Source organism: Actinoplanes sp. NPDC048967, from assembly GCF_040649415.1.
In the GTDB taxonomy this organism is placed as follows: domain Bacteria; phylum Actinomycetota; class Actinomycetes; order Mycobacteriales; family Micromonosporaceae; genus Actinoplanes.
Genome location: NZ_JBEZFL010000008.1, coordinates 218,879 through 232,815 on the forward strand (window position 1 = coordinate 218,879; position 13,937 = coordinate 232,815).

10 protein-coding genes are annotated in these 13,937 nt (G+C 72.5%); 5 read left to right on the forward strand and 5 right to left on the reverse strand.

Annotation, left to right across the window (positions count from 1 at the left end):
• Positions 1 to 81: 81 nt before the first annotated feature.
• Positions 82 to 1,431, reverse strand: a complete 1,350-nt coding sequence (locus tag AB0C12_RS31870; protein ID WP_360553565.1) for an extracellular solute-binding protein — start codon at positions 1,429 to 1,431, stop codon at positions 82 to 84.
• Between the two features lie 281 nt (positions 1,432 to 1,712).
• Between AB0C12_RS31870 and AB0C12_RS31875 the strand changes: the two genes are divergently transcribed.
• Positions 1,713 to 2,738 carry a LacI family DNA-binding transcriptional regulator gene (locus AB0C12_RS31875; protein ID WP_360553566.1) on the forward strand — a complete coding sequence of 342 codons (1,026 nt, stop codon included), beginning with the start codon at positions 1,713 to 1,715 and terminating at the stop codon, positions 2,736 to 2,738.
• 173 nt (positions 2,739 to 2,911) lie between these two features.
• Entirely contained in the window at positions 2,912 to 3,949 is a 1,038-nt protein-coding gene (locus AB0C12_RS31880; RefSeq protein WP_360553567.1) for a hypothetical protein, read from the forward strand.
• A 40-nt stretch (positions 3,950 to 3,989) separates the two neighbouring features.
• Here the strand turns inward: AB0C12_RS31880 and AB0C12_RS31885 are convergent, their stop codons facing one another.
• Positions 3,990 to 4,682, reverse strand: coding sequence for a DUF4190 domain-containing protein (locus AB0C12_RS31885; RefSeq protein ID WP_360553568.1), 693 nt, complete (start codon positions 4,680 to 4,682; stop codon positions 3,990 to 3,992).
• A gap of 111 nt (positions 4,683 to 4,793) precedes the next feature.
• On the opposite strand from AB0C12_RS31885, the gene AB0C12_RS31890 reads away from it, so the two are divergent.
• The 3 genes from AB0C12_RS31890 (at position 4,794) to AB0C12_RS31900 (ending at position 10,343) form a co-directional block, all read left to right on the forward strand.
• The gene (locus tag AB0C12_RS31890) at positions 4,794 to 6,413 is read left to right on the forward strand and encodes a methyl-accepting chemotaxis protein (RefSeq protein ID WP_360553569.1); all 1,620 of its coding nucleotides are present in this window, start codon (positions 4,794 to 4,796) and stop codon (positions 6,411 to 6,413) included.
• A 101-nt stretch (positions 6,414 to 6,514) separates the two neighbouring features.
• Positions 6,515 to 8,365, forward strand: a complete 1,851-nt coding sequence (locus AB0C12_RS31895; RefSeq protein ID WP_360553570.1) for an ATP-binding protein — start codon at positions 6,515 to 6,517, stop codon at positions 8,363 to 8,365.
• A gap of 31 nt (positions 8,366 to 8,396) precedes the next feature.
• The gene (locus AB0C12_RS31900) at positions 8,397 to 10,343 is read left to right on the forward strand and encodes an ATP-binding protein (protein WP_360553571.1); all 1,947 of its coding nucleotides are present in this window, start codon (positions 8,397 to 8,399) and stop codon (positions 10,341 to 10,343) included.
• 345 nt (positions 10,344 to 10,688) lie between these two features.
• Here the strand turns inward: AB0C12_RS31900 and AB0C12_RS31905 are convergent, their stop codons facing one another.
• The 3 genes from AB0C12_RS31905 to AB0C12_RS31915 form a co-directional block, all read right to left on the reverse strand.
• Positions 10,689 to 12,431 (reverse strand): glycosyltransferase family 4 protein, encoded by a 1,743-nt coding sequence (locus AB0C12_RS31905; RefSeq protein WP_360553572.1) that lies wholly within the window; start codon positions 12,429 to 12,431, stop codon positions 10,689 to 10,691.
• Positions 12,428 to 13,726, reverse strand: coding sequence for a glycosyltransferase (locus AB0C12_RS31910; RefSeq protein ID WP_360553573.1), 1,299 nt, complete (start codon positions 13,724 to 13,726; stop codon positions 12,428 to 12,430). The genes AB0C12_RS31905 and AB0C12_RS31910 overlap by 4 nt, the downstream gene beginning before the upstream one ends.
• Positions 13,707 to 13,937 (reverse strand): hypothetical protein (locus tag AB0C12_RS31915; protein ID WP_360553574.1); only part of this gene is annotated, 231 nt, incomplete at its 5' end. The genes AB0C12_RS31910 and AB0C12_RS31915, both read right to left, overlap by 20 nt.

Genomic DNA, 13,937 nt, shown 5'->3' on the forward strand with positions numbered 1-13,937 from the left:
CTCCTCTGCGGCGTCGTCGCAGCCACGGATGGGGGCGGACGGCCGCCGCACGGTGGACCCGGGCGGCCGTCCGGCCGGCGGTCACTGGACGGTGAAGCCCTGGCTCTTGGCGTACTTGACCATGATGTCCTGCAGCTCGGTGGCGGCCTGGTCACCCGTGGTCTTGCCGCTGTTGATCTTCACGATCTGGGCCTGCAGCTGGGCGTAGTAGTACACGGTGAACGGGCTGTACGTCGCACCCTGGTACGCGTTCGCGGCCGGGATGTAGATGTCCTTGTTCGCCGTCTGCCCGTTGAAGAAGTCGACCTTGTTGGTGACGAACGCGTCGGACTTCAGCACGTCCTGGTTGAGCGGGAAGATGGTCTGCGTCTTCCAGCCGTCGGTCAGCGACGCCTCGTCGGCGTAGAGGCCCTTGGCCACCTCGGCCGCGGCCTTCTTGTCGGACGCCTGCGAGGTCACCGCGAAGGTCGAGCCGCCCCAGTTGACCGAGACCGGCGCGTTCGCGTCCCACTGCGGCAGCGGCGCCACGGCGAACTTGCCCTTCTCCTTGCCGCTGCCGACGCCGGCCCCGGTCAGGTAGCCGGGCGCCCAGGCGGCGGAGACGTAGGTCGCGTACTTGCCGTTGACCACGCCGGCGATGTAGTCGGTGGTGAACTGGTCCTCGGTGCCGATGAGCTTCTTCGTGGCCAGCCCACCCCAGTAGTTGAGCACGTCCTTGGTGGCCTGGTCGTCGAGCTTGATGGTGATCTTCTGCTTGTCGGCCAGGTCGTAGGTGAACGGGTCGGCGCCCTTCTGGATCATCAGCGCGGTCGCCACGGCCGGCACGTTGCTGCCGAAGTCGCCGAAGTTCGGCCCGCCCGCACCCTTCACCTTGGCGGCGGCCTCGGCGTACTCGGCCCAGGTCTTCGGCGGGGTCTTGATCCCGTACTTCGCGAAGACGTCGGTGCGGTAGATCATCGCCATCGGGCCGCCGTCGACCGGGATGGCGTACACGGCGTCGCCCTGCGAGACGTCCTTCCAGGCGCCCGCGCTGAACTTGGCCTTCACGTCGTTGGCCCCGAACGGCGCCAGGTCGACCAGGGCCTCCTGGATCTCGAAGCCGACCAGCTGGTCCGCCTCCAGCATGATCACGTCGGGTGCGCCCTTCTTCGCGGAGATCGCCGTCTGGAACTTGGCGTACTCCGGGGCGCCCTGGCCCGCGTTGGTCCAGCAGACCTGCACGTCGGTGTGGGCGTTGTTGAAGTTGTCGACGACCTTGGCCATGTTCGGGTACCAGGCCCAGACCGACACGGCCTTGGCCTCCGGGTGAACGATCTTGTTGGTGCAGTTCGTCGGCTTGGCCGAGGTGCCGCCACCCTCGTCGCCGCCCGAACAGGCGGCCACGCCGAGAACGAGGGACAGCACGGGCATCGCAATGATGAGACGTCTCATGGTCGGGCTCTTCCGGGAACTCATTCGGTGGCCTCCTGGCTGGATTTCGCGCATGGGGGATCGCCGCTCCTCGCTCTGCGTAGTCAGCAGGCGGGACCGGAACCGCGGGAGAGAGCCCGGACGACCGTGGCGTCCATCCCCGGTGAAGTGTGTTGTAAGTTACGATTGCAGCGCTGCAAAGGACTATGCACCGGCTCCACGGCTCTGGCAAGAGGCAACCTCTCGGAAATACGATCGTCACCTCGGGCACACCGTCGCCCGCCTCAGCAAGGAGGGGCCTCATGCGCGACATCACACTGCGTGACGTTGCCGAGCTCGCCGGGGTGTCCCCCCGTACGGTCTCCAACGTGGTGAACGGCTACGCCCAGGTGGCGCCGGCGACCCGGGAGAAGGTCGAGCGGGCCATCGCCGAACTCGGCTACCGGCCCAACGTGCTCGCCCGCAACCTGGCCAACGGGCGGTCGGGGCAGATCGCTGTCGTGGTGCCGTACCTGGACACGCCGTACTTCGCCGAGCTGCTGCAGGCGATCATCCCGGCCGCCCGCAAGGGCGGTTACAACGTCCTGATCGATCAGACCGACGGCGACCGGCAGCACGAGGGTGAGCTGATCGGCCGCGGCTCGCGGGGCTTCCTTTTCGACGGCATGATCATCAGTCCGCTGGGCCTGTCCCAGCAGGATCTCACCGTGCGTGATCTTGCCCTGCCCCTGGTCGTGCTGGGCGAACGCGTCTCCGACGGCACGTTCGACCACGTCGGCATCGACGACATCGCCGCCTCGACCGACGCCGTCACCCACCTGATCTCGCTGGGCCGGCGCCGGATCGCGGCCATCGGCGACCAGCCGTACGCGACCGGCGAGGCGGCCCAGCTGCGCACCCGCGGCTTCCGCGCGGCCCACGCCGCCGCCGGGCTCCCGGTCGACGAATCGCTGATCATCAGCACCGCCCGGTTCAACCGGATCGACGGCGTGACCGCGATGGCCGCGCTGCTCGACCGGGCCGACCCACCGGACGCGGTGTTCTGCTACAGCGACCTGGTCGCCTCCGGCGCGATCCACACCATCCTGGAGCGCGGGCTGCGCATCCCCGAGGACATCGCGATCATCGGCTACGACGACATCGAGGACGGGCGCTACAGCCATCCCACGATCAGCACCATCTCGCCCGACAAGACCGCGATCGCGCAGCTGGCGGTGGACCGGCTGATCATGCGGATCGGCAGCCCGGGCCCGGTGCCCGGGGTGGAGCTGCTGGCCGAGCACCGCCTGATCCCCCGCCAGAGCACGCTCGGCCGCGCCAATCCCTGAACCCGCCCCGCCCTGGCGGGCCCTGTCCCCGCAGAGGGTCCCGAATGCCCGGGACTTTGGTCCTGACCTGGGCCGCCGGCGCCCCACAGAGCTCAACCCACCCGTAGAAAGGACGACGTACAGCAGGACAGGCGCCGCGACAGAGCGGCGCCGGGGCACAGGGAGCGGGAACGATGAAGGTCACTCTGGGACGTGGTGCCGCCGTTGCGGGCGCCGCCGCCGTGGCGCTGCTGGCGTCGCCCTCCCCCGCCTCGGCGCACGAGAAATGGTTCGTCGACGAGCCCGGCTCCTACCCCACCGACTGGGCGTTCGCCCTGCGGCCGGTCACCTTCGGCCTGATCGTCGCGGTCGTCCTGGCCACCATCGGGTGGCGGTATGTCGCCGTGCGGTACCTGCCCACGCCGGAGCTGCGGCCGCTGCGGTTCGCCGGCCGGATCATCCCGTACGTCCCCCGGTTGCTCGCCATCCACCTGGGCGTCTCGCTGCTGGCCGCCGCGGTCACCGGCCACTTCCTCACCCACGACCTCGAGGTCGAGCACCTGACCGGCGGCGTGGCGTTGCTGCTCGCCGAGGGCGCGCTGGGCATCTGGTTCATCACGGGCATCCGGCTGCGTCCCGCGGCACTGGCCCTCACCGTCATCGGGCCGCTGGCCCTGCTGCTCACCGGGCCGGTCGGGCTGCTCTCGGCCATGGACCTGCTCGGCGTGGCGGTGTTCCTGGCCTTCGTGCCGCCGTCGGACGAGACCTTCGGCCGGGTGGAGCCGGACGCCGCGACCCTGCGCCGGGCGCTGTTCGGCCTGCGGCTCGGTGCTGGTGGCGCCCTGATCACGCTCGCCTTCGCGGAGAAACTGGCCAACCCCGCACTGGCCCGCGAGACCCTGCACCTCTACCCGCAGCTCGACGTCTTCTCGCTGGTCGGCATCCACCTGAGCCCGGACACCTTCGTCGCGGTCGCGGGCGCCACCGAGCTGCTGTTCGGCCTGCTGGTGATCTCCGGCGCGCTGCCCCAGGTGGCCGTCCTGGTCGCGGGCATCCCGTTCAACGCGACCCTGCTGCTCTTCGGGGGCACCGAGCTGCTCGGGCACCTGCCAGTCTACGGCGTCTTCCTGACGTTGCTCGCCTACGGCTCCAACGAGCGGACCGCCGCGCTGGTGCGCTGGCTGCCGCCGCTGCGGGCGCGGCTGATGCGCCGCCCGGCCCTGGCCGGCTGAATCCCGCCGATCCGCCGGTCCCGCTGCCCGCGCAGCGGGATCAGCGGCGTAGCGAGCCGGTCGTGGGCACCCGCAGGTGGTGGGCCAGGCACAGCACGTCGGGCTCCGACGGCCAGTCCAGCTTCTCCGGCGGCACGGCCAGCACGGTCCACGAGTCCTCGTCCAGCTTCACGCCGGCATAGTCGGCGTAGCGGTCACCGCAACCGGCCTCGGCCGCCTCCTTGACCCGTCCGTCGCCCGGCCACTCGCCCTCCGGCAGCGGGAACACCGCGAAGACCTCGGTGTAGTGCGTCGTCGAGCAGGGCACCACGTTCACGTAGCTGCCGGTCTGCGAGCTGATGTCCTTGAGACAGTCACCCACCCGCAGCTCGGTCACCTTGATCTCGCGAGCGCCGTTGATCGCGCCGCCGGCGTCGCGGTCCGGGCCGTCGGCGGCATCCCGTACGGCGGCCACGCCGATCGCCACCGCGATGGCGAGCACCCAGAGGCCGCAGACGACCAGCCCCGCGATCGCGTAGAAGCGGCCCCGCCGGTCGCCGTTGCGCTTGCTCTGCCGCAGGCCGATGACGCCGAAGATGATGCTCGGCAGCCCGGCGCAACCCAGCAGGGCCAGGGCCAGGGAGGCGATGGAGAAGCCGTTGGTCTTGCCGTTCCAGGCCGGCCGGGGCGGGGGCGGCGGCGTGTAGGCCGGGTACTGCGGGCCGGGCGGCGCGGGCGGGGGCTGGTGATCCACAGCGGGCAGGGTACAGCCATGGCCGGAGATGTCGGCGCTGACTTCTCAGACCGGCGGTACCGCGGCCGATCCGGACATAGGAAGCATGCCGAGGAACGGGGCGAGGGACACATGAAGGTCGGGTTGCGCAGGATCCGCATCAGTAGCCGGCTGGTCGCCGCCATGGTGGTGCTGCTGGCATTGCTGACCGCGGTGGTGGCTGTCGGACTGTCAGCCATCGCCGACCAGTCGCGCGCGACCGCCACCCTCGCCGACTACTCGACCGCCAACCAGCTCGCCAAGCAGGTCAAGTTCCGGTCGGCGGACTTCAACGGCTGGCAGACCGCGTACGCGTTCGACATCGTCCGCGGGGTCGACGGCGCCGCCGCCGACACCGCCGAGGCGCGCGCCGCGTTCCTTGCCTCGGCCGCCTCGTTCCGCCAGGAGCTGCAGGCCGTTCGCGGTGCCCGCATCACCGCCGCGGAGGCGGAGCTGATCGACCGCATCACGCAGCACTTCGACGAGTTCTCCGCGCTGGACCGCACCATCGTCGAGGCGTACCGCAGCGGCGCCGCGACGCAGGTCGCGCGGGCCAACCAGCTGGTGGCCGTCGACGAGATCAAGATCTTCAACGAGATCGCCACGAGCGTGGACGCGCTCACGTCCTCGATCGACGCCCGGTCCACCGCCGCGATGACCGACGCCTCGGCCGCCGCCGACCGGTCCTCGGTGGTCATGGTCTCGTCCGGCGCGCTCACCGTCCTGCTCGGCGCCGTGCTCGCCTTCGTGCTGGTCCGGTCCATCATCCGGCCGCTCGGCACCCTCAACCACCGGCTCGCCGAGATCGCCGACGGCGACGGCGACCTGACCCAGCGGATCCACGACGACGCCCGGGACGAGATCGCCGAGGCGGCGGGCGGCTTCAACCGCTTCGCCGACCGGATGCAGGAGCTGGTCGCCGCGGTCGCCGCCGGGGCGCGGCAGGTGTCGGACGCCGCCGACGAGCTCAGTACGGTCAGCACCCAGCTCGCCGGTGGCGCCGAGGAGACCAGCGCGCAGGCCGGGGTGGTCAGCGCCAGCGCCGAGGAGGTCTCCACCATCGTGTCGACGCTGGCGGCGTCCGCGGAGGAGATGAACGCCTCCATCGCGGAGATCTCGCGCAGCGCCTCCCGGGCCAGCGACATCGCCCGCGGCGGCGTGCAGGCCACGCGGGAGGCCGACGAGACCGTGACCCGCCTCGGCGCCTCGTCGGCCGAGATCCGGACCGTGGTCAAGCTCATCACCGACATCGCCGCGCAGACCAATCTGCTCGCCCTGAACGCCACCATCGAGGCCGCCCGCGCGGGCGAGGTCGGCAAGGGCTTCGCCGTGGTCGCCGGCGAGGTCAAGGAGCTGGCCCAGCAGACCGCGTCGGCCACCGAGGAGATCGCCCGCAAGGTCGAGGCGATCAGCCAGGGCTCCGGCGCGGCGGCGGCCGTCATCGCCCGGATCTCCACCGTGGTGACCGAGATCAACGACACCCAGCTGACCATCGCGTCGGCCATCGAGGAGCAGACCGCGACGACTCAGGAGATGTCCCGCAACGTCGGCGAGACGGCCGTCGGTGCTGGCGAGATCGCCACCAACATCGTCGGCGTGGCCCAGGCCGCCGAGCAGGCCAGCGCGGGCGCGCAGACCACGCAGACGACCGCCCGGTCGCTCGTCGACGCCGCGGCGACGCTGAACGGGCTGGTCAGCACCTTCCGCTACTGACCGCCAGGGCGGCCGGCCGACCCGCCGGCCGCCGATCAGCCGCAGGGACGGTTCGCCCGATCCGCCCGTGCCGGGCCGGCCGGCCGCGTAGCCTGAGCCGAGTGATACCCGCGCCGACGGTGCAGACCCCGGCCGGCGGTGCACCCCGCGCCCGGGGACGTCGGTCGCGGATCGTCGTTCTCGTCGTGGCGCTCGGCATGATCGGTACCGTGCTGGCGGTGGGCGCGCTGCGGCGGGCCGCCGAGGACCGCTTCGATCAGGCGCTGGAGCAGCGGACCACGATGGTCGCGCGCACCCTGACCGCCGAGATGCGGCGCTACACCACTTCCCTGCTCGACCTCGCCGCCGCGGTCGGCGCCCAGGCGCAGCTGTCGAGACCGGAGTTCGACGCGATCACCGCCGCGACGGACCGGCAACGGCTGCCCGGTGCCACCGGCGTGGCGCTGGTCGTGCCGGCCACCGACCCCGAAATTCCCCGGGTCCAGGCCGCATGGCGCCGCGCCGGCCACCCCGGCCTGCGGTTGCAGCCGGCGCCGGGGCACACCTCCGAGCATCTGTTCGTGGTCCTGAACCGGGCCATCGACGGCAGCGGCTCAGCCGCGGGCCAGGACCTCGCGGCGGCACCTGAGGCGGCGGCGGCGCTCAGCCAGGCCCGCGAAGGTCACCAGGTCGCGGTCAGTGCGAGCTACCGCCTGCTGCAGGACGCCGCCGTACCGCACGAGGCCCAGCAGCTGGGCTTCGCGCTGGCCGCGCCGGTCTACTCCACCTCCCCGTCGGCGAGTGACGCCGGGCAGTTCCGGGGCTGGATGGTGATGGCTCTGCGCGGCGGCGACTTCCTCCAGGAGGCGATCAGCCGGATCGCCGGGGAGACGGTCGCCGTGACGCTCTCGGACGCGTCGAACGGCGTCGCCACCCCGGTCGGGCGCCGGTTGCCGAGCGCGGCGATCGACGAGAGCCGGCCCGCCCGTACCCTGCCGATCCCGGTGCCCCAGCGCACCTGGCAGGTCACCGTCGCGCCCACCGAGCTGGTGCTGGCCGGCACCGCGCTGCACCTGGACGTCGTCGCCGCCCTGATCGGCACGCTGATCACTGCGCTGCTCGCGGCCCTGACCGGCACCGTGGTCAGCTCCCGCGACCGCGCGCTGCGCCGGGTCGACGCGGCCACCGCGGCGCTGCGCGACGACATCAACCGCCGGGAGGCGGTCGAGCAGCAGCTGCGCCGGCGCGAGGAGGAACTGGTCGGCTTCGCCGGCGTCGTCGCCCACGACCTGCGCAGCCCGCTGGCGCGGATCACCGGCTACGCCGACTTCCTGCGGGAGGAGGCCGCGCCCCGGCTGGAGCCGGAGCACCGGGAGTTCCTGGAGCGCCTGTACGGGGGCGCCCAGCGGATGCAGTCGCTGATCGACGACCTGCTGAACTACGCGACAGCGGACAATCGGACGTTACGGCGTACCGAGGTGGATCTGAACCGGCTGGTGGCCGAGGTGATCCGGGACCGGGTCGGCGGCACGGGCGGGCAACAGCCCACGATCATGATCGGGCCGCTGCCCGGCGTCGACGGGGACCCGGTCCTGCTGCGCCAGGTCGTCGACAATCTCGTCGGCAACGCCCTGAAGTACACCCCCGCCGGGCAGCAGCCGTGCCTGGAGATCACCGGCACGGCGCTGGAGGCGGGCGGCTGGCGCATCGAGATCGCCGACCGGGGCATCGGCATCCCGGCGGCCCAGCGCGCGACCGTGTTCGACCCGTTCATCAGGGCGGACGGCAGCCAGCCGTACCACGGCACCGGGCTGGGACTGGCCATCGTGCACCGCATCATCGAACGCCACGGCGGCGAGGTCGGGGTGCGGGAGAATCCGGGCGGTGGCAGCCGGTTCTGGTTCACCGTGCCGGCCGCTCCCCCGGACGAGCAGAGCACCGCCACCGCCGAACGCACCGGCGCCGCCCGCTAAGTACCGCAGCTTCCGGTCCGAACAGACGGGTGTGCCGGACCAGATCTTCCTTCTCGGCAACACCGTCATCATGGTGGCGTACGCAGCGGTCACCGCCGCGATCGCCGTCCCGGTGGCGCGCGCCGGGCAGCTGCGTACCAACCGGCTGGCCACCGCGACCGCGCTGATCTTCTTCAGCTGCGCGGTCGGGCACGGCTTCCACGCTTCCGCGGCGTACCGTGCGCTGGTCTCCGGGCACGCCCACGCCGGGATGACCGCCGGATCTTGGGCCGCGGCCTGCTGGGATCTGCTCACGGCAGCCGTCGGCGTCTACTACTGGACGCTGCGGCGCGGCTACGGCGTCATGCTGCGCCGGGGCGCGATCTACCCCGACCCCACCGGCCAGCAGCACCTGGACGTGGCCGACGCCCGCGAGCGGGCAGCTCACGACCTGGCCGAGAGCCACCGCGCCACGCTCGCCGCCGTCGTGGAGCACAGCGACGACGCGATCATCGGCGTCACCCCGGCCGGCACGGTCACCGCCTGGAACGGCGGCGCGGAACGCCTCTTCGGCTACACCGCGGCGGAGGTGGTCGGGCACCCGGCGTCGATGCTGGCCGACAGCGCGGGGCTCGGCGAGCAGTCCGACGTCCTGTCGCGGATCGTCGCGGGTGAACGCAGCCTGCACTACGAGGCGACCCGGGTGCACAAGGACGGCTCGCCGCTCGAGATCGCGGTGAGCGTGGCCCCCATCCGGGGCCGCGACAACACGATCATCGGGGTCTCGGTGGTGGCCCGCGACATCGCCGCGGCGAAACAGGCGGCCGAGCGCCGCCGGCAGGTGGAGGAACGCACCCACCAGGCCCAGCGGATGGAGAGCCTCGGCAAGCTCGCCGGCGGGGTCGCCCACGACTTCAACAACATCCTGGCGATCATCGTCAACTACACCGACTTCGCGGCCGAGCAGTCGGCCGACCCCGCCGTACGGGCCGACCTGGAACACGTCCGGATCGCCGCCGACCGGGCCATCAGCCTCACCCACCAGCTGCTGGTCTTCACCCGCGGGGACACCATCCAGCCGCAGGACATCGACCTGAACGCGTCCATCGACGAGGTCCGGGCGATGCTGCACCGCACCATCGGCGAGGACATCGACCTGCGGACCGAGCCGGCCCCGGCGCCGCTGACGGTGCACGCCGACGCGGGTCAGATCCAGCAGGTGCTGCTGAACCTCTCACTCAACGCCCGCGACGCGATGCCCCAGGGCGGCACGCTGGTGATCGAGGCGGACCGGGCCCGGCTGGACGAGCACCAGCTCGACATGCACCCCGAGCTGGCGCCCGGCGCGTACGCCCGGTTGCAGGTCAGCGACACCGGCGAGGGCATCGAGCCGGAGGTCGCCGCGCACATCTTCGAGCCGTTCTACACCACCAAGCCGCGCGGCCAGGGCACCGGCCTGGGACTGTCCACCGTGTACGGCATCGTGGCGGAGGCGGGCGGCAGCATCAACGTGTACTCGGAGCCCGGGGTCGGCACCACCTTCCGGGTGTACCTGCCCCTGGTCGAGACAGCGCAGGGCGCGGGGGTCACCCGTGCGGTCGAGGCGGCCGTGCCGCAGGGACACCAGGAAACGGTGCTGGTCGTCGAGGACGAACCGGCGCTCGGCCGGATCGTCGCCCGCATCCTGAGTCAGGGCGGCTACCGCGTACTGTCGGCGGCATCCGGGCCGGAGGCGCTGGAACTGGACCGCGACCAGGGCTGTGACCTGCTGCTGACCGATGTGATCATGCCGGGGATGTCCGGTCCGCGGCTCGCCGAGCTGCTGGCGGCCCGGCACCCCGGACTGCCGGTGCTGTTCATGTCGGGGTACAGCAACGGGCTGCTCGGCTCGACCCATGTGCTGGACCCGGACATCGCCTTCATCGAGAAGCCGTTCACCGCGGACGATCTGCTCCGGCGGGTCAGCAGCGTGCTGAGCAGCACCACGACGCGGTCGTAGCGGCCGAGACCAACGGCCCGGATCGTCGGGCACGTCGCCCTGCATTGCCCCTACGGAGGACCCGACGCCGGCCGTCGCCGGACGCGCTGGTCCTGGTGTCGCGGCTGTTCATTGCGCCGGGCCTGTGCCGGAACGGTCCGGGCCGGGTGCTGCTGCGGCACGCTGCCGGACAGGCGCGGGCGTTCGGGCAACGGGCGGTGCTCGACGATCGCCCTCTACGAGTCGGAAGGCTGGAACAGGGTCGGTGAGCTGGATCCCGCCCTCGACGACGGCACGATCCTCGACCTCTGGGTGTATGTGAGCCCGGAGTCGCCCGACCTCAGAATGGTCTAGTTCAGGTCTGGCTCAGCGGCGCGGGATCCGGTCGCCGATGACCGCCGGGATCCGCCGCAGGTAGCGGATGACGGCTTCCGGGCCGGGAGTTGGCAGCACGGACGTCGCCCGCTGGACGCCGGACAGGACCCGGTCGGGGACGGTGACGGCGGAAAACCGCACCAGGCGGAACATCCGGCGACGATTTCCCGGCGACTGCTGGGGAACGGCCGGTGGCGCAGGGGCGGCCGCGCCGGGCTGGTAGACCTCGCGGAGGCGGCCAGCCACCGCAGCGAAGCCGTAGCGCGCCGCCAGGGTCGCGCGGGCCCGGGGCAGGTCCAGAGTGTCCAGCTCCTTGCACAGCCGGCGGTAGCCGTCGGCGATGACGTCCGGATCCTCGCTGGGCTCGATCATCAGTCCGGCCTGGTGCTCGATCCCGGCCAGCGTCTCTGCCGGGCCCTGGCTGCGGGCGACCAGCACGGGCGTACCGGTGGCGACCGCCTCGACCACCGTCATGCCGAAGGTCTCCAGCCGGCTGGCGTGCACGAGCAGGTCGTGCTCGTGCATCAGCGCGGTCACCTGGTCCGGCGGCACGGCCGGCCGGCGGGTGATCCGGCCGCTGAGGCCCAGGCCGGCGATCCGCCGGTCGAGGGCGTCCGCCAGCGGGCCCGTCCCCACCAGGGTCAGGCTCACCCGAGGGTCCTCGGCGGCGATCCTGGCGAAGCCGTCGACCAGGGTCAGCACGCCCTTGTGGGCCATCAGCCGTCCGGCGTAGAGCCAGCGTGACAACTCGCCGGGTGGGCGTTCGCGGACCGTGAACCGGTCGAAGTCGATGGCGTTGGGCACGATGCTCAGCTTGTGGGCGTGCTCGGGGAAGTAGTCGGTGAGCTGGTCGAGCAGGTGCCGGCCCACGCAGAGCAGGGCGTCGGCGCGGGACAGCATCTCGGCGTACTGGTCGCGGGCGGCGGGTTGGGCGAGGACCTCGGGCAGGAAGGTCGCGTGCTCGGTCACCACGATCCGGGCGTCCGGGCGGGCCAGCCGCATCGCCACGACCCCGCCCAGCATGCCGGTGTGGGCGTGCACGACCGGCGCCTCGATCCGGCCGGTCGGCAGGGTGGCGCGCAGGGCCCGGACCTGCGCCTCGGCGAACGCCGGGTAGCCGCGGCCGGCCGCAGTGGGCACCGCCACCCGGGTCAGTTCGCCCTCGGGTGTGTCGAGCACGACCGCGTGGCCGGACCGGGCCGCCTGCCGTTCCGCGGCGACCCCGACGCGGTTGCCGGCCACGCCCGTCGGCGAGTAGTACCAGTTCTGCGTGTGCAGGATCGAGACCCGGTCGTGGTCCAGCCACACTGCGGCGGTCGAGGCCTGCACGAACGCCCCCGCGTACGGGTCGTCGGGCGAGGGGTACCAGGGCGTCACGACGGCCAGGTCGGCCGGCGCGGTACGCCGTGCCGGCTCCGGCGAGGGCTCCAGGCGGATGGACACGCCCGGACGCCGGCGGCCGACGAACCACGCCACGGCCAGCGCCTCGGGGTCCCCGGCGATCAGCAGCCCCTCGTCGGGCAACGGGCCGTCGGCGGCCAGCAGCAGCCGTCGGGCGTCGGCCGCGCCCAGCCGATGCACCGTCACCGCGGGCGGCAATTGAACCTGTGCCCATTCCGTCCGGTCGGTGTGGAGCAGGGTGACACGCGTGCCGGCCACAACGAGGGCGCCGACGTGGTGCACCGCCGCGGCGATCCGGCGGGTGCCCAGCGCGACGTAGACAGTTGTGGTCACGTCCGCGCGGATCCGGATCCGCGCGTGGCCGCGCCGGACCGGTCCGACGCCGTCGGGTGCGATCCGGCCGAGGCCGGAACCGTACGGGATCCGGCCGACGCCCTGGGGTGCGATCCAGCCGAAGCCGGAGCCACACAGGATCCGGCCGACGCCGTCGGATGCGATCCGGCCGAGGCCGCGGGCCGCCCGCAGACGGCCTCGTACAGCTGCTCGAGCCGCCCGGTCTGGTCGTCCAGGTCGAAATGGGCTTCCACGTGCCGGCGAGCCTGACGCCCCAGGCGGCCCCGGAGCTCGTGGTCGGTGAGCACCTGCCGGATGGCCGCAGCCAGCGCCGGGCGATCACCCTCGGGGCAGAGCAGGCCGGTCTCCCCGTGCACCACCGCTTCCGGGATCCCGCTGTGGTACGTGGAGATCGTCGGCAGGCCCGCGCTGCCCGCCTCCAGGATCGTGGTCGGCAGCCCCTCGGTGTCACCGTCGAGCGCCGTCTTCGACGGGGAGACGAACACCTTGGCCTCGGCCAGCGACCGCCGCACCACAGCGGAGTCCTGCGCGCCCAGGAATGTCGCGTCCAGGCCCAGCTCCGCAGCACGGCGGCGGCTCGTGTCCTCCAGCGGGCCGGTGCCGATGAACAGCATCCGCGGGCGCAGGTCCCCGACCATCGCGGCGGCCTCCAGCAGGTCGTCGATGCCCTTCTTGGCGACGAAGCGCCCGACGAAGACTATGTCCCAGCGCGGCGGTACCGCTGCCGGGACGCCGGCGAGGGGTACGCCCGTGTGGTGCACGCGGATCTTCGCCGGGTCGGCACCCAGCTCCACGGCCCGGTCCCGGATGAACTCCGACACGGCGATGATCAGGGTGGCGCGGGCGAACACCGTCCGCAGGTGCCGGCGGTGCCGGGCGCCGCGCAGGCCGGGTCGCCGGGCCTGGCTCGTCACGTCCAGACCGTGCAGGGTGACCACCAGGGGGATGCCCAGCTGGGCGGCCGCCCGGCTGATGAGCCAGCCGTCACCGGCGAAGTGCGCGTGGACCACCGCAGGGCGCAGTCCGGCCAGCAGGCGGCGCAGCCGGGCCGATCTCCCGGTCAGCCGCAGCAGGAACCAGCCCGTCCGGCCGGCGGCGTCCGGGAAGGCGATCACGTCCGTGTCCGCGGCGATCGGGGACGCGACCTTGACGGCGCCCAGGTAGGCCGGTCGCCAGCGGGTCAGCGCGCCGCCCTGGTGGCGGATGAAGGTCTCCGAGCCGGGCAGCAGGCAACTGCGCCAGACCGCGACGGTCCTACCGCCGGGCGCCGTCATGCGCCAGCTCCCCACTGCGGTCCCCGAGCCCCGGCACTCGCCGCTCGGCGGACACCGGCGCCAGCTCCACACTGCGGTCCCCGAGCGCCGGCACTCCCCGTTCGGTGGACACCGGCGCCAGCTCCCCACTGCGGTCCCCGAGCCCCGGCACTCGCCGCTCGGCGGACACCGGCGCCAGCTCCACACTGCGGTCCCCGAGCGCCGGCACTCG

Bases quoted from the DNA above. Each gene is read 5' to 3' on its own strand.
- AB0C12_RS31875 (WP_360553566.1), top strand. From the start codon at position 1,713: ATGCGCGACATCACACTGCGTGACGTTGCCGAGCTCGCCGGGGTGTCC.
- AB0C12_RS31910 (WP_360553573.1), bottom strand. From the start codon at position 13,726: ATGACGGCGCCCGGCGGTAGGACCGTCGCGGTCTGGCGCAGTTGCCTG.
- AB0C12_RS31890 (WP_360553569.1), top strand. From the start codon at position 4,794: ATGAAGGTCGGGTTGCGCAGGATCCGCATCAGTAGCCGGCTGGTCGCC.
- AB0C12_RS31880 (WP_360553567.1), top strand. From the start codon at position 2,912: ATGAAGGTCACTCTGGGACGTGGTGCCGCCGTTGCGGGCGCCGCCGCC.
- AB0C12_RS31870 (WP_360553565.1), bottom strand. From the start codon at position 1,431: ATGAGACGTCTCATCATTGCGATGCCCGTGCTGTCCCTCGTTCTCGGC.